This is a genomic window from Aestuariivirga sp. (genome assembly GCF_020252395.1).
GTDB lineage: Bacteria > Pseudomonadota > Alphaproteobacteria > Rhizobiales > Aestuariivirgaceae > Aestuariivirga.
In genome coordinates this window covers 39,183-58,834 of the sequence record NZ_JADCDB010000001.1, presented here as the reverse complement: position 1 = coordinate 58,834, position 19,652 = coordinate 39,183, and the positions used below count along the sequence as shown (strand labels likewise).

At 65.0% G+C, this 19,652-nt stretch carries 21 protein-coding genes and 2 riboswitches; of the genes, 10 read left to right on the top strand and 11 right to left on the bottom strand.

The features are described 5' to 3' along the window. Positions 1-99: 99 nt before the first annotated feature. A complete protein-coding gene (locus IOC82_RS00300; RefSeq protein WP_290544169.1) occupies positions 100-900 on the top strand; it encodes a phytanoyl-CoA dioxygenase family protein in 801 nt (266 codons plus the stop codon). 41 nt (positions 901-941) lie between these two features. Here IOC82_RS00300 and IOC82_RS00295 read toward each other — a convergent pair whose 3' ends face one another. Further along, on the bottom strand, positions 942-2,033 hold the full coding sequence (locus IOC82_RS00295) for an FAD-binding oxidoreductase (RefSeq protein ID WP_290544168.1): 1,092 nt from the start codon (positions 2,031-2,033) through the stop codon (positions 942-944). A gap of 105 nt (positions 2,034-2,138) precedes the next feature. Between IOC82_RS00295 and speB the strand changes: the two genes are divergently transcribed. Further along, complete coding sequence (gene speB / locus IOC82_RS00290; protein ID WP_290544167.1) at positions 2,139-3,101, top strand: agmatinase; 963 nt, start codon at positions 2,139-2,141, stop codon at positions 3,099-3,101. Between the two features lie 41 nt (positions 3,102-3,142). Here speB and rnhA read toward each other — a convergent pair whose 3' ends face one another. Both rnhA and ispH read right to left on the bottom strand, forming a co-directional pair. Then, a complete protein-coding gene (gene rnhA / locus IOC82_RS00285; protein WP_290544166.1) occupies positions 3,143-3,589 on the bottom strand; it encodes a ribonuclease HI in 447 nt (148 codons plus the stop codon). Then, the gene (gene ispH / locus IOC82_RS00280) at positions 3,586-4,548 is read right to left on the bottom strand and encodes a 4-hydroxy-3-methylbut-2-enyl diphosphate reductase (RefSeq protein ID WP_290544165.1); all 963 of its coding nucleotides are present in this window, start codon (positions 4,546-4,548) and stop codon (positions 3,586-3,588) included. The genes rnhA and ispH overlap by 4 nt, the downstream gene beginning before the upstream one ends. Positions 4,549-4,633: 85 nt before the next feature. On the opposite strand from ispH, the gene IOC82_RS00275 reads away from it, so the two are divergent. The 5 genes from IOC82_RS00275 (at position 4,634) to IOC82_RS00255 (ending at position 11,524) form a co-directional block, all read left to right on the top strand. Further along, positions 4,634-5,719, top strand: a complete 1,086-nt coding sequence (locus IOC82_RS00275; RefSeq protein ID WP_290544164.1) for a cupin domain-containing protein — start codon at positions 4,634-4,636, stop codon at positions 5,717-5,719. A 56-nt stretch (positions 5,720-5,775) separates the two neighbouring features. After that, positions 5,776-5,868: riboswitch (glycine riboswitch) on the top strand. Further along, positions 5,869-5,986, top strand: a riboswitch (glycine riboswitch). Between the two features lie 46 nt (positions 5,987-6,032). Next, positions 6,033-7,151, top strand: a complete 1,119-nt coding sequence (gene gcvT, locus IOC82_RS00270; RefSeq protein WP_290544163.1) for a glycine cleavage system aminomethyltransferase GcvT — start codon at positions 6,033-6,035, stop codon at positions 7,149-7,151. 12 nt (positions 7,152-7,163) lie between these two features. Beyond that, positions 7,164-7,532 carry a glycine cleavage system protein GcvH gene (gene gcvH / locus IOC82_RS00265; RefSeq protein ID WP_290544162.1) on the top strand — a complete coding sequence of 123 codons (369 nt, stop codon included), beginning with the start codon at positions 7,164-7,166 and terminating at the stop codon, positions 7,530-7,532. Positions 7,533-7,537: 5 nt separating this feature from the next. Then, the gene (gene gcvP / locus IOC82_RS00260; RefSeq protein WP_290544161.1) at positions 7,538-10,441 is read left to right on the top strand and encodes an aminomethyl-transferring glycine dehydrogenase; all 2,904 of its coding nucleotides are present in this window, start codon (positions 7,538-7,540) and stop codon (positions 10,439-10,441) included. Positions 10,442-10,621: 180 nt separating this feature from the next. Further along, on the top strand, positions 10,622-11,524 hold the full coding sequence (locus IOC82_RS00255; protein WP_290544160.1) for a DUF1186 domain-containing protein: 903 nt from the start codon (positions 10,622-10,624) through the stop codon (positions 11,522-11,524). Positions 11,525-11,615: 91 nt separating this feature from the next. On the opposite strand, the gene IOC82_RS00250 is transcribed toward IOC82_RS00255, so the two are convergent. The 5 genes from IOC82_RS00250 to IOC82_RS00230 all read right to left on the bottom strand — a co-directional run bounded on the left by IOC82_RS00250 (position 11,616) and on the right by IOC82_RS00230 (position 14,232). Continuing rightward, positions 11,616-12,101: an ATP F0F1 synthase subunit B gene (locus IOC82_RS00250; protein ID WP_290544159.1), complete on the bottom strand. Its 486-nt coding sequence runs from the start codon at positions 12,099-12,101 to the stop codon at positions 11,616-11,618. Between the two features lie 12 nt (positions 12,102-12,113). Next, positions 12,114-12,722, bottom strand: a complete 609-nt coding sequence (locus tag IOC82_RS00245; protein WP_290544158.1) for a F0F1 ATP synthase subunit B — start codon at positions 12,720-12,722, stop codon at positions 12,114-12,116. Positions 12,723-12,799: 77 nt separating this feature from the next. Beyond that, positions 12,800-13,027, bottom strand: a complete 228-nt coding sequence (locus IOC82_RS00240; RefSeq protein ID WP_290544157.1) for a F0F1 ATP synthase subunit C — start codon at positions 13,025-13,027, stop codon at positions 12,800-12,802. A 36-nt stretch (positions 13,028-13,063) separates the two neighbouring features. Then, positions 13,064-13,822 (bottom strand): F0F1 ATP synthase subunit A, encoded by a 759-nt coding sequence (locus IOC82_RS00235; RefSeq protein WP_290544156.1) that lies wholly within the window; start codon positions 13,820-13,822, stop codon positions 13,064-13,066. A 2-nt stretch (positions 13,823-13,824) separates the two neighbouring features. Further along, the gene (locus tag IOC82_RS00230; protein WP_290544155.1) at positions 13,825-14,232 is read right to left on the bottom strand and encodes an AtpZ/AtpI family protein; all 408 of its coding nucleotides are present in this window, start codon (positions 14,230-14,232) and stop codon (positions 13,825-13,827) included. Between the two features lie 289 nt (positions 14,233-14,521). Here IOC82_RS00230 and IOC82_RS00225 point away from each other — a divergent pair, with 289 nt between their 5' ends. Further along, positions 14,522-15,040: a tetratricopeptide repeat protein gene (locus tag IOC82_RS00225; RefSeq protein WP_290544154.1), complete on the top strand. Its 519-nt coding sequence runs from the start codon at positions 14,522-14,524 to the stop codon at positions 15,038-15,040. 56 nt (positions 15,041-15,096) lie between these two features. Here the strand turns inward: IOC82_RS00225 and IOC82_RS00220 are convergent, their stop codons facing one another. Both IOC82_RS00220 and IOC82_RS00215 read right to left on the bottom strand, forming a co-directional pair. Next, on the bottom strand, positions 15,097-15,411 hold the full coding sequence (locus tag IOC82_RS00220; RefSeq protein WP_290544153.1) for a DUF1272 domain-containing protein: 315 nt from the start codon (positions 15,409-15,411) through the stop codon (positions 15,097-15,099). A gap of 100 nt (positions 15,412-15,511) precedes the next feature. Beyond that, on the bottom strand, positions 15,512-17,137 hold the full coding sequence (locus tag IOC82_RS00215; RefSeq protein WP_290544358.1) for an electron transfer flavoprotein-ubiquinone oxidoreductase: 1,626 nt from the start codon (positions 17,135-17,137) through the stop codon (positions 15,512-15,514). A gap of 105 nt (positions 17,138-17,242) precedes the next feature. Here IOC82_RS00215 and IOC82_RS00210 point away from each other — a divergent pair, with 105 nt between their 5' ends. Together IOC82_RS00210 and moaB are read left to right on the top strand one after the other, a co-directional pair. Next, entirely contained in the window at positions 17,243-18,034 is a 792-nt protein-coding gene (locus IOC82_RS00210; protein WP_290544152.1) for a uracil-DNA glycosylase, read from the top strand. 102 nt (positions 18,035-18,136) lie between these two features. Then, positions 18,137-18,676, top strand: coding sequence for a molybdenum cofactor biosynthesis protein B (gene moaB, locus IOC82_RS00205; RefSeq protein ID WP_290544151.1), 540 nt, complete (start codon positions 18,137-18,139; stop codon positions 18,674-18,676). Here the strand turns inward: moaB and IOC82_RS00200 are convergent. Next, on the bottom strand, positions 18,673-19,545 hold the full coding sequence (locus tag IOC82_RS00200; RefSeq protein ID WP_290544150.1) for an EamA family transporter: 873 nt from the start codon (positions 19,543-19,545) through the stop codon (positions 18,673-18,675). The genes moaB and IOC82_RS00200 overlap by 4 nt on opposite strands. Positions 19,546-19,652: the final 107 nt, after the last annotated feature.

The window sequence follows — 19,652 nt, the reverse complement described above, 5'->3', positions numbered from 1 at the left end:
AAGCACGAAAATTGGCGGCAATCAAAATCGGCAAGATGCGGAACGGTTTACGCCGCCCGTCAGGGCTGGCAGAATGCCCCGGTCCCAAGGAGTTGCGCCATGACCAGCCTCGTGCCGCCCGACACCATCGAAGCTTTCCGCCGCGACGGCGCCTGCGTGCTACGCGGCGTTTTCACCGCCTGGATGGACACGTTGCGCAAGGGGGTGGACCGCAACCTCGCCGAACCTTCGGCGGATGTGAAGATCTATCAAGGCAAGGATGGGGCCGGCCGCTTCGTCGGCGACTACTGCAACTGGGACCGTATCCCCGAATACCGGGACTTCATCTTCAACTCGGACGCCGCCGCGGTGGGCCGTGAGCTGATGGGCAGCAAGACCGTGCGCCTGTTCCACGAGCACGTGCTGGTAAAGGAGCCGGGCGCGGACGTTCCCACGCCCTGGCACCAGGACCAGCCCTATTACTGTGTGGACGGAACCGACACCGTATCGCTGTGGATTCCGCTCGACAGCGTTCCGCGCGAGCGCACGCTGGAGTTCGTCGCGGGCTCGCACAAGTGGGGCAAGTATTACCGCCCCGAACGCTTCAACAAGACGGCGCTGAACGAGAACGACGGGCTGGAGCCGGTGCCGGACATCGACGGCAACCGCGACAAGTTCAACGTGCTGGGTTGGGCGCTGGAGCCGGGCGATGCCGTGGCCTTCAACTACATGACGCTCCATGGCGCGCCCGCCAACAACAGCAAGGTCGAACAGCGCCGCGCCTTCTCGCTGCGCCTGATGGGCGACAACGTCCGCTTCGCGCGGCGCGAGGGCGCCAACACCTCGCCGCCGTTCCGCGGTGTCACGCTGAAGCACGGCGCGGCGATGGATGCGCCGGAGTTTCCGCTGCTGGCGGGGTGAAACGAAACGTCCTCTCCCGCCGAAGCGGGAGAAGACAAAAATCAGGCAAACCGCCCCGGCGAAATCTCCTTCAGCACCAGCCCCTCGTCCATAATATCCGTAGGCGGAGCATCGCCGCGCACCAAGGCCGCGGCCAATCGGGAGAGCGCGGGGGCGGACTGGATACCGTAGCCGCCCTGGCCGATCAGCCAGAAGAAGCCGTCGTCCAGGCCGTCATAGCCAACCACCGGGCAGCCGTCGGGGGCGAAGGAGCGAAGCCCGCCCCAGGTGCGCTCGACGCGCGTCACCTCATAGTTCACCGCTTCGCTGAAGCGCGCGATGCCTTCCGCTAGCGTCATGTCGTCGGCATAGGCGTCATGCGGTTCCACGGGGGTGGCCTCGGCGGGCGAGATCAAGAGCTTGCCCGACTGCGGCTTGCAGTACCAGGTCTCGCCCACGTCGCCGACCATCGGCCAGCGCATGAAATCCTTGCCCTCGGGGCCCGGCACCACCGCCATCGAGCGGCGCTTGGGCTGAAGGCCGATGGGCTTTCGCCCCGCCATCTCCGCCACCACGTCGCCCCAGGCGCCGGCGGCATCGATAATGATCCGTGCACGGAAGGTTTCGGACTTCGTGCGCACCGTCCACTGGCCGTTCTTCTCCAGCGCGATGACGGCGTGATCGCAATGCATCTCGCCGCCCTTCTGGCGGAACAGCTTCAGGTAATGCTGGTGCAGGGCGTCGACGTCGATGTCGGCCGTGTGCTCGTCCAGCACCGCCCACTGCGCATAGCCGTCGGCGAGGTGCGGGAAGCGTTGCTTGGCCTCCGCCACCGAAATCTCGCGCATGCCCTTCTGCAGGCCCATGAGGCGCTGGAAGGCCTTCTCCTGCTCGGGCGGCGCGAAGAAGATGGTGTCGCGCTTCTGCAGAAAGCCGCCGGCCCAGAATTCCGGCCCCGCGGCGCGCGTCAGCGCCAGCATGGGGGGCGAGCCGTAATTGGGCTCGTACATGGCGGCCGAGCGGCCGGTGGTGTGATAGCCGGGCCGGTCCTCCATCTCGCAGATGGCGACGCGATGCGTGGCCGCCAGATGCGCTGCGGCGGAAGCGCCGGCAATGCCGGCGCCGATGACGATGATGTCGAAATCCTTTCTCATGGCCCCAGTTAAACCGGGCGCTGGCCCTTGCGCAAGAACGCCCCGCCGTATCATCATACCGGCCATGGGCTTCGCCACGCCAAATGGGAATAAGGATCATCCGCCATGGTCGATTTCAACAAGCCGGTCTCCGGCCTCGTGACGCCGCGCTTCGGCGGCATCGCCACTTTCATGCGCATGCCGCATGTGGACCTCGAACAGGCGGACGGCATCGACATCGGCCTCGTGGGCATCCCGTGGGACGGCGGCACCACCAACCGCCCCGGCCCGCGCCATGGCCCCCGCCAGATGCGCGACATGTCCTCTATGGTGCGCCCCATGCACCAGACCTCGCATGTGGCGCCCTCGAAGCTCGCCAACATTGCCGATCTCGGCGACTGCCCGGTGAACCCGGCGGATGTCGCCGATGGCCTGAAGCGCGTTGAGACCTATTTCAAGAAACTCGTCGCCAGGGGAATCCGCCCGCTCTCGGCCGGTGGTGACCATCTTTGCTCGCTGCCCGTGCTGCGCGCGGTGGGCGAGAGGGAGCCGGTGGGCATGATCCATTTCGACGCCCACACCGATCTCTATGACGGCTATTTCGGCGGCTTCAAATATACCCACGGCACGCCCTTCCGCCGCGCCATCGAGGAAGGTGTGCTGGACCCGAAGCGCACGATCCAGATCGGCTTGCGCGGCTCCATGTATGACCTCGACGATTTCGAGTGGGGCGAGAAAATGGGCGTGCGCCTGGTGAGGATCGAGGAGGCGATGGAGAAGGGGCCCAAGGCCATCATGGCGGAAGCCCGCGGGATCGTTGGCGACGGCCCCACCTATGTGAGCTTCGACATCGACTGCCTCGACCCCGCCTATGCCCCTGGCACCGGCACGCCGGAGATTGGCGGCTTCACGACGTTCCAGGCTCAGGCGATGCTGCGCGAGATGCGGGGCTTGCACATCGTCGGCGGCGATGTCGTCGAAGTGTCGCCGCCCTTCGACCCGTCGGGCGTCACCGCGCATGCGGGCGTGACGATGATGTTCGAAATCCTGTGCCCCATGGCGGAGGACGTGGCGAAGGCACGGAGGTGAGCAAGCGTCTTCTCCTGCTGAAGCGGGAGAGGAATAAATTATTATAGCTTCTTGAATGGCGCCATGCCCTCACGCGCCAGTTCGTCGGCGCGTTCGTTGTGGTCATGGCCGGCGTGGCCTTTCACCCAGTGCCAGCTCACCTTGTGCAGCTTCAGCGCATCGTCGAGCCGCTGCCAGAGTTCGGCATTTTTCACGGGCTTCTTGCCGGCGGTCTTCCAGCCGTTTTTCTTCCAGCCGTGAATCCACTTGGTGATGCCGTCCTTCACGTATTGCGAGTCGACATGCATTTCCACCTCGCAGGAACGCTTCAGCGCCTCGAGCGCCGAAATCGCCCCCATCAGTTCCATGCGGTTGTTGGTGGTCCGGGCCTCGCCGCCCGAAAGTTCCTTGCGCGCGCCGTTGTAGTCCATGATCGCGCCCCAGCCGCCTGGGCCGGGGTTGCCTGAGCAGGCCCCGTCGGTATGCACGATCACTTTGTTCGCCGTCATGGACTGGCCGGAACCTCGCGCAATTCCCGCGGCAGCTTGAAGGAGACAGTCTCCTCCCTCAGCGTCACCGTCTCCACGCTCACGTCATAGCGCGCGCGGAAGGCGTCGATGATCTCGTTCACCAGCAGCTCCGGCGCGGAAGCCCCCGCCGTGATGCCGACGGTGGACAGGCCCTGAAGTGTTGACCAGTCGAGCTCGGCTGCCCGCTGCACCAGCATGGAGCGCGGCGTGCCGTTGCGCTCGCCCACTTCCACGAGACGGCGGGAGTTCGACGAGTTTGGCGCCCCCACCACGAGCAGCAGATCCACTTGGCTGGCAATGACCTTCACCGCTTCCTGCCGGTTGGTGGTGGCGTAGCAGATGTCTTCCTTGTAAGGGCCCTTGATCGCCGGAAAGCGCGCCTGCAGCGCCGCGATCACGTCCCGCGTGTCGTCGACCGACAGCGTTGTCTGGGTGATGTAGGCAAGCTTGACGGGGTCCTTCACCTGAAGCCGCCCCACGTCGCCGGGCGTCTCGATGAGGACCACGGCGCCTTGCGGCAGCTGCCCCATGGTGCCGATCACCTCCGGGTGGCCCTTGTGGCCGATGAGGATGATCTCATAGCCCTCGGCATGGTGGCGCTGCGCCTCCATGTGCACCTTGGTGACGAGCGGGCAGGTGGCATCGAGCTGGAACATGTGGCGCGCGGTGGCGGCGGCCGGCACCGACTTTGGCACGCCATGGGCGGAGAAGACCACCGGCCGGCCGCCATCGGGGATCTGGTCCAACTCGTCGACGAAGATGGCGCCCTTGGCCTTCAGGTCATCGACCACGAACTTGTTGTGCACGATCTCGTGGCGCACATAGACGGGTGCACCGTAAAGGGCGAGCGCCCGCTCCACGATGTCGATCGCCCGCACCACCCCGGCGCAGAAGCCGCGGGGCGCGGCGAGAAGGATCTTGAGAGGGGGCTTCTTCATGCTCCAAGAGATGCGAGGGGCGGCGGGCGATGTCAACTGCCATGCCGCGCTTGACGCCTGCCCACCAGGTCCCTCAAATCCCTCCATGACCGGGACCCGCGCCGAAATCCGCCTGCCCACCGCCGAACTCCGTGACGACCTGCCCTTCTTCACCAAGGTACTGAAGATGCGGCTGGACATGATCTACCCCGCCGATAACCCGGAGGTGGCCGTGCTCTCAGGGCATGGCCTCCGGCTGCGGATCGAGAAGGGGGCGGCGGAGCCTGCCGGCACGATCCGGATTCTCACCGAGGACCCGGATGGCTTCGCCGGCGGCCAGCGCGTGCTCATTGCCCCCAACGGCACAAGGGTCGAGATCGACGGGCTGAACCCGCCGCTGGTGCTGCCCAGGACCGAGCATGCTTTCGTCGTCCGGAAGCTCGCCGACCAGGCGCCCTGGGTGATCGGGAGGGCCGGGATGCTTTACCGCGACCTCGTGCCCTCCAGGCTGGGCGGCGCGATGATTGCCTCGCACATCCGCATCCCCGATGGCGGGCCGGTGCCGGACATGGTGCATTTCCACAAGGTGGGCTTCCAGCTGATCTTTTGCATCAATGGCTGGGTGGACGTGGTCTACGAGGACCAGGGCGGGCCGATCCGGCTGACGGCCGGGGATTGCTTCATCCAGCCCCCGGAAATCCGCCACCGCGTGCTGGAAGCGGGTGACGGGATCGAGGTGATCGAGATCGGTGTTCCGGCCGAGCACGTGACCCAGATCGACCACGAGATGACTCTGCCCACGCCGCAGCTTCGCCCTGAGCGCGAATGGCAGGGCCAGCGCTTCGTCTACAATGTCGGGGCCAAGGGTGAATTCCGGCCCTTCCGCCTGCCCGGCTTCGTGGCGCGGGACACGACCATAAATTCCAATACCAAGGGCGTGGCTTCCGTGATGGTGGCTCGTCCGGATGGCGGCGAGACGCGCTGGACGGTGCACCATGGTGATATCCTTTTCACCTTTGTGATGAAGGGGGCGATGGTGCTGGAAGGCGAGGGTAGGGAACCGTTTACCTTGTCGGCGGGCGATGCCTTCGTCATCCCGCCGGGGCTGAAGAGCCGCTATTCCGGAGCCTCGGGCGATCTCGAGTTGCTGGAGGTCAGCCTGCCCGGTGTCTTTTCCACAGAGCAGCTCTGACGTCAGGGCTGCTTGACTTAGGTGCGGAAGAGCATAGGTTGCTTTGCGTTCAGCACAGCGCCCTGTGCGGAAGAGACCGGGCTGAAGAGCCCGGCGCCGAAGGAGCAACCGCCCCGGAAACTCTCAGGCAAAAGGACCGGCAGGGCGTAAGGTCGAACTCTGGAGAGCAGCGGGCCACACGACAGGGCCCGCTCACCGAAGGAGCAAACATCCGGAACGTGGGTGACCGGATGTGAAATCTCTCAGGTCTCGTACAGAGGGGGCAGATCCGGTTTCGCCGGGTCTGGCCAAACTTTGTCCGGAGACTTGAAGTATGAGCGACGACGCTCCCAAACGAACATCCCTTTATGATGATCACGTGAAGCTGGGCGCCCGCATGGTGCCCTTCGTCGGCTACGACATGCCGGTGCAATATCCCGCAGGCATTCTCGCCGAGCACAACTGGACGCGCCAGAACGCAGGGCTCTTCGACGTCTCCCACATGGGCCAGTGCCTGATCGCGGGGAAGAACTTCGAGACGGTGGCGAAGGCCATGGAGGCGCTGGTGCCGGCGGACGTGCTGAGCCTCAAGCCGCGCCAGCAGCGCTACTCGCAATTCCTGAACGAAGAGGGCGGCACGCTAGATGATCTGATGATCACCCGGCACGTGAAAGACGGTACGCTCTACGTCGTCGTCAACGCCGGGCGCAAGGAGCACGACTATGGCTGGATGCAGCAGCACTTGGCCGAGGGCGTGACGCTCACGCGGCGCGATGACCTCTCGCTCGTGGCCCTGCAGGGCCCGAAGGCGGAAGAGGCGCTGGCGAAGCTCGCGCCCGCGGTGAAGGACATCCCCTTCATGCATTATGCCGATGCCGGGATCGGCGGCATCAAGGCCCAGGTCTCGCGCTCGGGCTACACCGGCGAGGACGGCTTCGAGATTTCGGTGGCGAATGCCGATGCGCCGAAGCTTTGGAACCTGTTGCTCTCCGATCCGCTGGTGAAGCCCGTAGGCCTCGGCGCGCGTGATTCGCTGCGCCTCGAAGGCGGCCTCTGCCTCTATGGCCATGAGCTGGACGAAACCATCTCGCCGGTCGAGGCCGATCTCGTCTGGTCGATTCAGAAGCGCCGCCGCGCGCAAGGCGGCTTCATTGGCGCTGCCCGCGTGCAGAAGGAACTGGCCAACGGCACGGCAAGGAAGCGCGTCGGCATCAGGCCGGAGGGCCGCGCACCGGCGCGCGATGGCGCCGTGATCACCGACAGCGCAGGCCGCGAGATCGGCAAGGTCACCTCGGGCGGCTTCGGCCCCTCGGTCGGCGGACCCATCGCCATGGGCTATGTCGAGACTGCCTCGGCCGTGCCCGGAACGAAAATCAATCTTGTCGTGCGTGGCACAGCGATGCCCGCCGCGATCGTCTCCCTTCCCTTCATCCCCAACCGCTTCAAACGCTAGGAGCCTCTCCACATGACTGCCAAGTACAGCAAGGACCATGAGTGGGTGATTGTCGAGAACGGCATCGCCACCATCGGCATCACCAACCACGCGCAGGAGCAGCTGGGCGACGTGGTCTTCATCGAACTCCCCGCCATCGGCAAGAAGGTGGCAGCCCATGAGCAGGCCGCCGTTGTCGAAAGCGTCAAGGCCGCGAGCGAAGTCTATGTGCCGGTGTCCGGTGAAGTAGTCGAAGTGAACAAGGAACTTGAGGGCGACCCGGCGCTGGTCAACCGCGATGCCGAAAGCGGCGCATGGTTCATGAAGGTGAAGCTCTCGAACCCCGGCGAACTCGACGAGCTGATGGACAAGGCCGCCTATGACAAGCTGGTGAATGGATAACGCACATGGCCACCCGCCCCACTTTCGCCGAGCTTGAACCCGGCGCAAACTTCATTCCCCGCCACATTGGCCCCGATGAAGCCAGCACCGCCGAGATGCTGCAGAGCCTCGGCGCCAAGTCGCTCGAGGACTTCATCGCGCACGTGGTGCCAGAGAACATCCGCACCAAGCGCCCGCTGGAACTGAGGAAGGCCATGCCGGAGCGCACGGCGCTGTCCTATCTCCGCGCCATGGCGGAGCGGAACGACGTCTATGTCTCCATGATCGGCATGGGCTACTATGGCGCCGTCACGCCCAAGGTGATCCTCCGCAACGTGCTGGAGAACCCGGGCTGGTACACCGCCTATACGCCCTACCAGGCGGAGGTGAGCCAGGGCCGCCTCGAGGCGCTCCTGAACTTCCAGCAGATGATCATCGACATGACCGGGCTCGAGATCGCCAATGCCTCGCTCTTGGACGAGAGCACCGCGGCGGCGGAGGCCATGAGCATGGCGAAGCGTGTGGTGAAGACCGCGGCCAACAGCTTCTTCGTCGACAAGGACACCCACCCGCAGACCATCGGCGTGATCGAGACCCGCGCGCGGGCTTTCGGCTATGACGTCGTCATCGGCGATCCGATGAAGGACCTGAAGCCCGAGACGGTCTTCGCCGCACTCCTCTCCTATCCCGGCTCCTCGGGCGAGGTGCGCGACTTCCGGGGCGTGATTTCGAAGCTCCATGGCGCGGGCGCGCTGGCCATCATGGCGACTGACCTGCTGGCACTCGCACTGCTGACGCCGCCCGGTGAACTCGGCGCCGACATCGCCATCGGCTCGGCGCAGCGCTTCGGCGTGCCCATGGGCTATGGCGGCCCGCATGCCGCCTTCTTCGCGACGAAGGACGAATACAAGCGCTCCATGCCCGGCCGCGTCATCGGCGTCTCGGTCGATGCTGAGGGCCACCGCGCGCTGCGCATGGCGCTGCAGACGCGCGAGCAGCACATTCGCCGCGAAAAGGCGACGAGCAACATCTGTACCGCACAGGTCTTGCTTGCCGTCATTGCCGGCATGTTCGCGGTCTACAATGGTCCCAAGGGCATCCGAAAGACCGCCGAGCGCGTCCACCGCATGGCGGAAATCTTCGCTGAGGCCGTCACCGGCTTCGGCTACGAGGTGGCGACAAAGTCGTTCTTCGACACGGTGACGATCCACGCGCCGGGCCGGGCGCACGCGCTGTGGGCAAAGGCCAAGGAGCAGCGCATCAACCTGCGCTTTGTCGACGCCGATAGTCTCGGCATCGCCTTCGACCAGTCGGTGCGCCGTCAGGAACTCGAACGCCTGCTCACCGTGTTCAAGACCGACGCGCTGGAGCGCATATCGATCGACGAGGTCGATGCCAAGGTGAAGGAGGCGATCCCCGAGCCGCTGCGCCGCACGTCCAGCTACCTCACGCATCCGGTCTTCTCGATGTATCATTCGGAAACCGAGTTGCTGCGCTACCTCCGCCACCTGCAGATGAAGGACGTGGCGCTGGACCAGGCGATGATCCCGCTCGGCTCCTGCACCATGAAGCTCAATGCCACGACGGAGATGATCCCCGTCACCTGGCGCAGCTTCTCGATGCTGCATCCCTTCGCGCCGCTGGAGCAGGCGCAGGGCTACCAGCAGCTCTTCGAGGAGCTGGAGGAGATGCTGGCGGAGATCACCGGCTTCGACGCCGTGTCGCTCCAGCCCAATGCCGGCAGCCAGGGCGAATATGCGGGCCTCCTCGCCATTCGCGGCTATCACGACTCACGCGGTGACAGGCAGCGCGATGTGTGCCTCATTCCCGTCTCGGCGCACGGCACCAACCCGGCCTCCGCCGTCATGGCGGGCATGAAGGTGGTGGTCGTGGCCTGCGACGAGCAGGGCAATGTCGATGTGGCCGACCTCAGGAAAAAGGCCACCGAGCACAAGGATCATCTTGCCGCGCTGATGATCACTTATCCCTCGACGCATGGCGTGTTCGAGACGGCGGTCAAGGAGATCACCGGCATCGTCCATGCCCATGGCGGGCAGGTCTATCTGGACGGCGCCAACCTCAATGCGCAGGTTGGCCTCGTACGCCCCGCCGAGCTGGGGGCCGATGTCTGCCATATGAACCTGCACAAGACCTTCTGCATCCCGCATGGCGGCGGGGGCCCTGGTGTTGGTCCGATCGGCGTGAAGGCGCATCTCGCACCCTTCCTGCCGGGCCATGGCGTCGTCATGGGTGTGAACCCCGCGGCGGGCAAGGACCAGTCGCAGGGTGCGGTCTCGGCAGCGCCGTGGGGCTCGGCCTCGATCCTGCCGATCTCCTGGACCTACATCGCCATGATGGGCGGGCCGGGACTGACCAAGGCGACGATGATGGCGATCCTCAACGCCAACTACATTGCGAAGCGCCTCGATCCGCATTTCCCGGTGCTCTACAAGGGGCCCGGCGGCTTCGTGGCGCATGAGTGCATCATCGACCTGCGCTGGCTGAAGGAGCGCACGGGGCTTTCGGTGGAGGACGTGGCCAAGCGCCTCGTCGATTATGGCTTCCATGCGCCCACCATGTCCTTCCCGGTGCCCGATACGCTGATGATCGAGCCCACCGAGTCGGAAGGAAAGCGCGAACTCGACCGCTTCTGCGACGCGATGATCGAGATCAGGAAGGAGATCGCCGAGGTGGAGGAGGGGAAAGCCGACAAGCTCGACAACGTGCTGAAGAACGCGCCCCACACCCACCGCCTGCTGTTGGGCGACTGGAAGCACCCCTACTCGAAGGAGAAGGCCTTCTTCCCCTTGAAGGGCTATCCGAACGACAAGTACTGGCCGCCGGTGGCCCGTGTCGACAATGTCTTCGGCGACCGCAACCTCGTCTGCACCTGCCCGCCCATGGCGAATTACATGGAGGCGGCGGAGTAGGTCTTTTCGCGCCCGCCATCCCGGCGAAAGCCGGGACCCCGCTTTCCGATGGGCGGAGGCCTGAAGCGGGGCCAAGCCTTCACGGGGGATGACGGAAGGAGGTATTGACGCCGACCGCAAACCCGTTCCTGCGCTGGATTGTTTGCGCTAGCCTATTGCTCCGATGAGGATTCGCGAGCCATGACGCCAAACCAAGTCCTGCAAGACCTTCAAACAAGCAAGACCGCGCCGCTTGCCGCCATTGAGGCGGCGCTTGCCGGCCGGGAGGCGATGTTGCCGGTGTTTCTGCAGGCATTCGAGCAGGCCGCGCAGACGCCTTATGAGGACCTGCCATATCGCGACGCCTATGGCCTGATGCTGGAGATTCTCGGCCAATGGGGCGACCCGCGCAGCTACCGCCCGATCGCCGCATTTCTGCGCCTCGACGAGGAGACTCTCGAATACCTGCTGGGCGATTGCCTGACGGAGATCGGAGACCGCGTGCTCGCCAGCGTGGCAGACGGCGACCTGACGCCGCTGCGCGACATCATCCTCGATCGCAAAGCCTATATCTTCGCGCGCAGCCAGGCGATCTCCGCCGTCGTCCGCATCGGCATTGACCGGCCGGAACAGCGGCAGGACGCCATCGCCCTCATTGGCAGCATCAAGCCGCAGCTCGAACCTGGCGCCCACATGGTGGTGACGAGCGAGTGGGCCGCCGCCGTCGCCATGCTGGGCGTTGGCGAGTGGCTGCCGGAAGCCCGCGCCGTGATCGCCGCGGTCCCGCGCCGTGAAGCGATTTACGGGCTGGACGATTTCGACGCCATCGATCAGGGCCGGCCAAGTGATCTCTCGGATGACGGCTGGTATGGCAAGTGCTTCATCCATCCGCATCGGATCGACGCGATCGAAGACGTCTCGCGCTGGTATTGCTATTCGGAAGCCTACATCCGAGAGAAGAGCGCCAAAGCGTCGGGCGCCGCCGGCTCAGACTTTCCTTGGGACCTGGCGGACATCGCCTATAACCCCCATCGCCATGTGGGCCGCAACGATCCGTGTCCCTGCGGTTCAGGCAAGAAATTCAAGAAGTGCTGCCTGAGCTGAGCCTGCCGGCCGGCATGGAACCGCCACGGCCGGGGTAAACAAAAAAGCCCGGCCAATGGCCGGGAGTTTCCATTCGTTCTGGGCTGTCCGTTCAGTTCAGCCGGGTCTTCACCGCGCTGATCGACTGCGCGATCAGCTCCGCGCCCCTGGAGCCCCTGGCGGCTTCGGCGGCGAGGTGGTGGGAGGCGGCGATGGCGAGGTCGGTGGCGGCGTTGCGCACCTCCTTGATCGCGGCGGCTTCGGCCTGGGCGATCTTCTGTTCGGCCTGACGGGAGCGCCGCTCCAGCGATTCGGTCAGCTTGCGGCGGGTCTCCGCGGCATATTCCCCGGCATCGGCCTTGGCGGCGGAGATGATCGAGGCGGCCTCCTTCTCGGCGTCAAGCCGCTTCTGCTTGTATTCGGCGAGAAGCGCTTCGGCGTCCTTCCTGAGCTGCGTGGCGTGCTCAAGCTCCTTGCGGATACGGCCGGCGCGGCTGTCGAGGCCCGCGCCCATCTTCTTGAAAGCGCCGGCATAGGCTGCGATGGCGAGGAAGATGATCAGCGCCACCAGGGCGAAGAATGTTGCGTCGAAATGCATCTCTCTTCTCCCTCAGCCCTTGAGCCCGGCGATGGCCCTGGCGGCCTGGTCCTTGCTGACCGGAGCGCCCGTCAGTGCCGAGACGATTTCGGCGGCGGTCTCGGCGGCGACTTCGTTCACGTCCTGCATGGCCTTCGCCTTGGTGGCGGAAATGCGGGCGTCCGCTTCGGCGAGCTTCGCCGACAGCGTCTTCTCGAGAGCCGAACGCTCCGCTTCGATCTCGGCCGCGATCTTCGCACGCGTTTCGGTGGCGATGCCTTGCGCATTGGCGCGGGCATCCGCCAGCGACTTTTCGTAGTGCCGGATCGCCGCCTCGGTCTCGTGCTTCAGCGCCGAGGCTTTGGAGAGATCGCTCTCGATCGCCTTGTGGCGTTTCGTCAAAACGGCTTCCATCCGCGGCAGCGCTAGCTTGCTCATCAGCAGGTAGAGCAGGCCGAAGAAGATCACCAACCAGAAGATCTGGGAGGGGAAGGTATGCGCGTCCATCGGCGGGAAGCCGCCGTGGCCGCCTTCCGCGCCCGTGCCCTCGGTGGTGGCCGGCGCTGCGCCCTCCTCCGCCGCTGCCGGGGCAGGGGCTTCGGTGGTGGTGGCCTCAGCGACGGCGAGCGTCGATTGCGACATGTCTTGAGCCTCAAATGGGGAAGCCTGTGCGGAGCTTCAGACCCGCCAGGCTTCCGTTCGGTTTGCCGCGAGAAAGACTAGACGGCGAACAGGAGGAGGAGGGCGACGACCAGCGAGAAGATGCCGAGGCCTTCTGCCAGAGCGGCGCCGATCAGCGCGTTGGTGAACTGGGCGCCCGCCGCGGCAGGGTTGCGGAGCGCGCCTGCCAGGAAGTTGCCGAAGATGTGGCCTACGCCGATACCGGCGCCACCCATGCCGATGCAAGCAATGCCTGCGCCGATGTACTTAGCTGCGAGCGGATCCATGAGTCTCTCCTTGAGCGTTGTGTGGATGTTGAGTGTTTAGTGATGGGTATGCAGCGCGTCGTTGAGGTAGACGCAGGTCAGGATGGCGAAAACGAAGGCCTGCAGGAACGCCACCAGGAATTCGAGCGCCGTGAGAGCCACAGCCATGCCGAGCGGCGCGATGGAGCCGATGATGCCGCCGAAGCCCATGGAGCCAAGCAGCACGACGAAGCCCGCGAACACCTTCAGCACAATGTGGCCCGCCAGCATGTTGCCGAACAGACGCAGCCCGAGCGACACGGGGCGCGACAGGAAGGAGATCACCTCGATCAGCGAGATGAAGGGCAGGATCACCATCGGCACGCCCGACGGGACGAAGAGCTTGAACCAGCCGAGCCCGTGCCGGGCGATGCCCACCACGACAACGAGCGCCACGACGAACACCGCGAGTGTCGCCGTGATCACCACGTGGCTGGTGACGGTGAAGAAATACGGGAACATGCCCAGCATGTTGGCCACGAGCACGAAGGAGAAGATGGTGAAAACGAGCGGGAAGAAGGCCTTGCCCTCGTGCCCCAGCACGTTCTTCACCATGTTGTGCACGAATTCGTACCACAGCTCGCCGATCGACTGCAGACGGCCCGGCACCAACTCGCCGCGGGCGGCTGCGGCCAGGATGGTCCCTGTGACCAGGGCCACCGCAATGCCCATGAACAGCGCCGAATTGGTGAAGCTGATCTCGTGGCCCGCAATGTTCCAGGGGCCGGCGAGATCATGCAGCTGGAACTGATGGATCGGGTCGATGCCTTGCGCCAAGGTCAGTCCTCTTCTTCGTCGTCGTGGGCCGCTTTGGGCGGCGGTGTTGAACCAAGCCGCGCCTGGGCCGGGGGCACCCTGTTGGCCGCGCGGGCCAAGTTCAGGAAGCCGGCTCCGAATCCCAGGAGCAGGAAAATGATCAGGCCGAAGGGCAACGTTCCGAACATCCGGTCGATGCCATAGCCGATGAGGCCGCCGACCAGCGTCCCTGCCGCGAATTCGCTGATCAGCTTGTAGCCCCTCGCATAGTCCGAGGCGTGCTGAAGGCTGGTCTGCGGCTTCGTGCTTTCGGAGTGCTCACGGCGCTCCGCCGCGATGCGGCTGGAGAGATCCTTGAGTCGTGCCGAGAGGTCGCCCAGCTCGGGATCGGAAGAACTTGAGTTCGGCCTCTCGTCGTTCGGTTTCGTCATGAGACAGACCTCCGGACAAACGGCGGGCGCGCTCGGAAGTTCTTCCCCTCCAAAGCGGGCGCACCATAGTTGCGGGCCAAAACTGTGTCAAGATGTGGATTTGCCTTTTAAGTAATTGATAATAATGATGTATATGACCTGGAGCAGGGCTGCGTCGATTCGCGCCGCGGGGCCGCCTGCGAAAGCCGCAGACCTCGCCCACTGGCCGCCACATTTCCTGCGCATGTCCCGGCGGACGGTCTATAAGCCGCGCGGAAGCTCCGGCTTCACCACAGAGGAACCGACCTTCATGCGCGTCACCACGCTTGCCATTGCCTTTGCCTCGCTCGTTCTGCTGGCCCCACCGGTCTTCGCCGATCCCATCGAAGACTGTAACAGCAACACGCCCGACTACATAATCGACGGTTGCACCAAGCTCATTGACGGCGGCAAGGCCAGCGACGACGCGCTTGCGATCGCCTATTTCAACCGGGCCAATGCGCTGGACGACAAGGGCGAGCATGACGCCGCCATCGCCGACTACACCGCCTCAATCAAGCTGAAGGCGGACTACGTCGACTCCTATCTCAATCGCGGCTTGTCCTATTTCGACAAAAAGGATTACCAGAACGCCATCGCCGATTTCACCCGCGCCATCGCGCTGAAACCGGACTTCGCCCGCGCCTTTTATGCCCGCGCCCGCGTCTATGAGGAGCAGGGCGACCTGAAACAGGCCCTCGCGGGCTACGCGGAAGCCGCCAAATACGCGCCCTCCAACAAAGCGGTCCAGAAAAAGCTTGCCGAAGTGAAGCAGAGGCTGGGCCAGTAGGGCCCTGCCGCGCCGACCCGGCCTTCATCCGGCCTGCCGGCCGCGTGTTCGTTGCCTCACCGCTCCTCGGGCGCCAGATGCCGGATGCGCGCCACATGCGCCGCAGTGTCGTCCATCGTGTACTTGCTGTGCACGCGGATGGCGGAGGCGGGGTTGTTGATCAGCCCCAGCTTCTCTTCCGGCCGCCAGGACCGAATGGGCCGGATCGGCCGCGGCGCGAAGCCGCCGCCGCAGGTCGGGCACACATTCTGAAGCACCTTTTCCACGCACTCCGCGCAGTAAGTGCATTCATAACTGCAGATGCGCGCGTCTTTCGACTGCGGCGGCAGATCCTTGTCGCAGAGTTCGCAATTGGGGCGGAGTTCGAGCATGGCCATCTCCCGGGAGAGAGCTATCTTTGCACGTGCGCTGTTTGCAGTCACGCGCCCTGCCGCGCGGAACCAGCCCTGACCCGGCCTGCCGGCCCCGGGCTCACATGTTCGGGTAGTTCGGCCCTTCGCCGCCCTGCGGCGCCACCCATGTGATGTTCTGGGCCGGGTCCTTGATGTCGCAGGTTTTGCAGTGGACGCAGTTCTGGTGGTTGATCTGGAAGCGCGGGGGCTTGCCATTCTCCATCACCACCTCGTAAACGCCGGCCGGGCAATAGCGCTGGGCGGGCTCGTCATAGACCGGCAGGTTCTCGCCGATCGGCACTTCCGGGTTCCTGAGGCGGAGGTGGACCGGCTCGTCCTCCTCATGGCTGGTGCCCGAGAAGGCGACATTGGTGAGGCGGTCGAAGGAGATCACGCCGTCGGGCTTCGGATAGTCGATGGGCTTGGCCTGACCAGCCGGCTTCAGCGCCGCATAGTCGGGCTTGCCATGCTTCCATGTGCCGAGCCCGAAGCCGAAGAGCTGGTTCAGCCACATGTCGAGGCCGCCCAGAGCGAGGCCGCCGGCGAGGCCGAGCTTCGACCACATGGGCTTGACGTTCTTCACCCGCTTCAGGTCCTCATAGACCCAGCTGCTTTCGTAAGCCTCCTCGTATTCGCGCAGCTCGTCGCCCGAGCGGCCAGCGGCCAGCGCCGCGGCGGCCGCTTCCGCCGCCATCATGCCGGTCTTCATCGCGTTGTGAGAGCCCTTGATGCGCGGCACGTTGACGAAGCCCGCCGAGCAGCCGATGAGCGCACCACCGGGGAAATAGAGCTTTGGCACCGACTGGAAGCCGCCTTCGGTGATCGCCCGCGCGCCATAGGCGATGCGGCGGCCGCCCTTCAGCACCGGCTCGATCACAGGATGGTGCTTGAAGCGCTGGAACTCCATGTAGGGGAAGAGGTGCGGGTTCTGATAGTTGAGGTGAACGACCAGGCCGATGGAGACGAGATTGTCCTCCAGGTGATACATGAAGGCGCCGCCGCCGGTCCTGGCGCCGAGTGGCCAGCCCATGGTGTGGGTGACCTGGCCCTGGCGGTGGTTCTCCGGCAGCACCTCCCAGAGTTCCTTCATGCCGAGGCCGAATTTCTGCGGCTCGCGGCCTTCGGAGAGATTGTACTTGGCGATGATCTCCTTCGCCAGCGAACCGCGAACGCCTTCGGCGATGAGCACATATTTGCCGAGGAGTTCCATGCCGGGCTGGTAATCCGGCTTCTTCGTTCCGTCCTTGGCGATGCCCATGACGCCGGCGACCACGCCCTTCACCGAACCATCCTCGCGGTAAAGCACCTCCGAGCAGGCGAAGCCCGGATAGATCTCGACGCCCGAGGCTTCCGCCTGCTGGGCCAGCCAGCGGCAGACATTGCCCAGCGAGACGGCGTAGTTGCCATGGTTGTTCATTAAGGGCGGCATGAGCGCGTTGGGCAGCCGCAACGCGCCCGAGGGGCCCAGTATGTAGAAGCGGTCCTCGGTGACAGGGGTGTTGAGAGGAGCGCCCCGTTGCTTCCAGTCCGGTATGAGTTCGTTGAGCGCCACGGGATCGATCACCGCGCCGGACAGGATGTGGGCGCCCACTTCCGAGCCCTTTTCGAGGATGCAGACGGAAAGCTGCGGGTCGATCTGCTTCAGGCGGATCGCGGCGGAGAGGCCGGCGGGGCCCGCGCCGACGATCACCACGTCATATTCCATCGCCTCGCGCCGGAGCTGTTCCACAGCCTGAACTCCCGTCTATCTTCCCATTCGACGCGTCTTTATAGTGGCAGGCCACAGCCGCACAAGCCCAGCCTATTGAACATGGAATCGAAGCACAACGACATGACGCCGCATGATGCCGCGGAGGCGCTGCGCTGGCTCTCCGAGATGGGGGCGGACGAGATCATCGGTGACACGCCGGTGAACCGGCTGGTGGCGCCAGCGCCGAAGCCGGCGCTGGCGGTGGCGCGCGCCGTCCCTGCCCCTGCGGCAGCGCCAGCCGCCGCCGCGCCGGGCACATCGGCCGCGCAGTACCACTCGCTCCAGGAGATCGAGCAGGCGCTGGAGGGCTTCGACGCCTGCCCGCTGAAGAAGACCGCGACCAGGCTGTGCTTCGCTGACGGCAACCCGGCGGCGCGCGTGATGCTGATCGGCGAGGCGCCGGGGCGCGAGGAGGACATCGAGGGCCGGCCCTTCGTCGGGCGCTCGGGCCAGTTGCTCGACCGCATGCTGGCGGCCATTGGCCTGTCGCGAACGTCCCAGGACCGCGAGAGCGCGGTGTTCATCTCCAACACCGTGTTCTGGCGGCCGCCAGGCAACCGCAACCCGACGGAAGCCGAGACGCTGATGTGCCTGCCCTTTCTGTTCCGCATGATCGAGCTGCTGACGCCGGACGTGATCGTCTGCCTCGGCGCGGTGCCCACCCACCGGCTGACGGGCCGGAGCGACGGCATCCTGAAGCTGCGCGGCAAATGGGTGACGGCGGCTGTCAGTGGGCGGAACATCCCGCTGCTGCCCACCCTGCACCCCGCCTATCTGCTGCGCCAGCCCGCCCAGAAGCGGCTGGCATGGCGCGACCTGCTGTCGCTCCGCCAGATGCTGGATGCACACTGAGAGCCGCAAGGGCTTTCGGTTGCATTTTCCGCTTTCTCTTGTCCGGCAAATGCGGATGGTGTTTCATGGCCGGCGTGAAACGAAGGGCATCAGGGTTTTGGCATGAGCGAGGCGCGTCAGTTCATCCCGGTTAGGATTGCAGTCCTCACCGTGTCCGATACCCGCACGCTTGACACCGACGTCTCCGGCCAGACCCTGGCCGGCCGCGTGGCCGGGGACGGCCACCAGCTCTCCGCCCGCAAGATCGTGAGGGACGACGTGCGCGCGATCCGCAACGTCATCCGCGACTGGGCCAACCGCGCGGACGTCGACGCCATGATCACCACGGGCGGCACCGGGCTCACCGGCCGCGACGTGACGATCGAGGCGGTGCGGCCGCTGTTCGAAAAAGAGATCGAGGGCTTCGGCACGCTGTTCCATATGGTGAGCTTTCCCAAGATCGGCACCTCCACCATCCAGTCGCGCGCCACCGCGGGCGTGATGAAGGGGAAATACATCTTTTGCCTGCCGGGCTCGCCCGGCGCCTGCCGGGACGGCTGGGACCTGATCCTCAAGCCGCAGCTCGACTATACGCACAAGCCGTGCAACTTCGTCGAGATCATGCCGCGGCTGGAAGAGCACCTGCAGCGCAAGAAGGCCTAAGCTGTTTTCCATTTCGGCAGGCCGAGGCCCGACACAATGGCGAGGCCGAACAGGATCACCCCGCCTCCCACGAGCTGTGCGGCGGACACGCTCTCGCCCAGCGCCAATGCGGCGGTGGCGATGCCGACCACCGGCATGAGCAGCAGGAAGGGGCTCGCCTCGTCCAGCCGGCACTGCTTCAGCAGCGTGAACCACGAGATATAGGCGAAGTAGAAGCCCACCACCGCAACGAAGCCGAGCATGGCCCATTCGAGCCAGGTGGCGGTGACCACCGACTGCCACTGGCCCTGCTCGAACAGCAGTGTCGCCAGCGCCAGCTGCGGCACGGAGCCGATGGCATTGCCCTTGAGGACCCCGACGCCGTTGTCCCGCCCGAGCTTCCGCACAAGCACCTGACCCAGCGACCAGCAGGCGGCGGAGACGATGATCATCGCCGTGGGCACGAGGCCCGGCGGCGTCTCGGGCAGGCCGATGACAAGGGCCACGCCAAGAATGGCCAGCGCCGTGCCCAGCATCTTACGGCCATCGGGGCGCTCCTTCATCAGCAGCCAGTCGAGCAGCACGGCGAAGGGGATCTGGATCTGCAGGATGAGGTTGGCCGCGGTCGCCGGCATTGCGGGGCTCCTGATGGCCCAGAAAAGGAGCGCGCCCTGGATCGTCACCGCGAAGGCCGAGATCAGGATGATGGAGGGCCAGGGCGTCTTCAGCTTCTCGCGCCGGGTGACGGACAGCAGCAGCGCGATCGACGCATAGCAGATGAGGATCAGAAACAGCGGCGGGAAATGGGTGACCGCCGGCTTGGCGATGGTGAAGCCGGTTCCGAAGAACAGCGGCGGCAACAGGGCTAAGAGAATCTGGCGGCGGGTCATCGCGCTCTCCCATGCCGGGCTTTCCAACTTGTCACAAGATTGTTCTTGTTTTGTTCCGAATAATTAACTATATTGGCTGCATGTCCACTCTGATCGACAGACGCCGG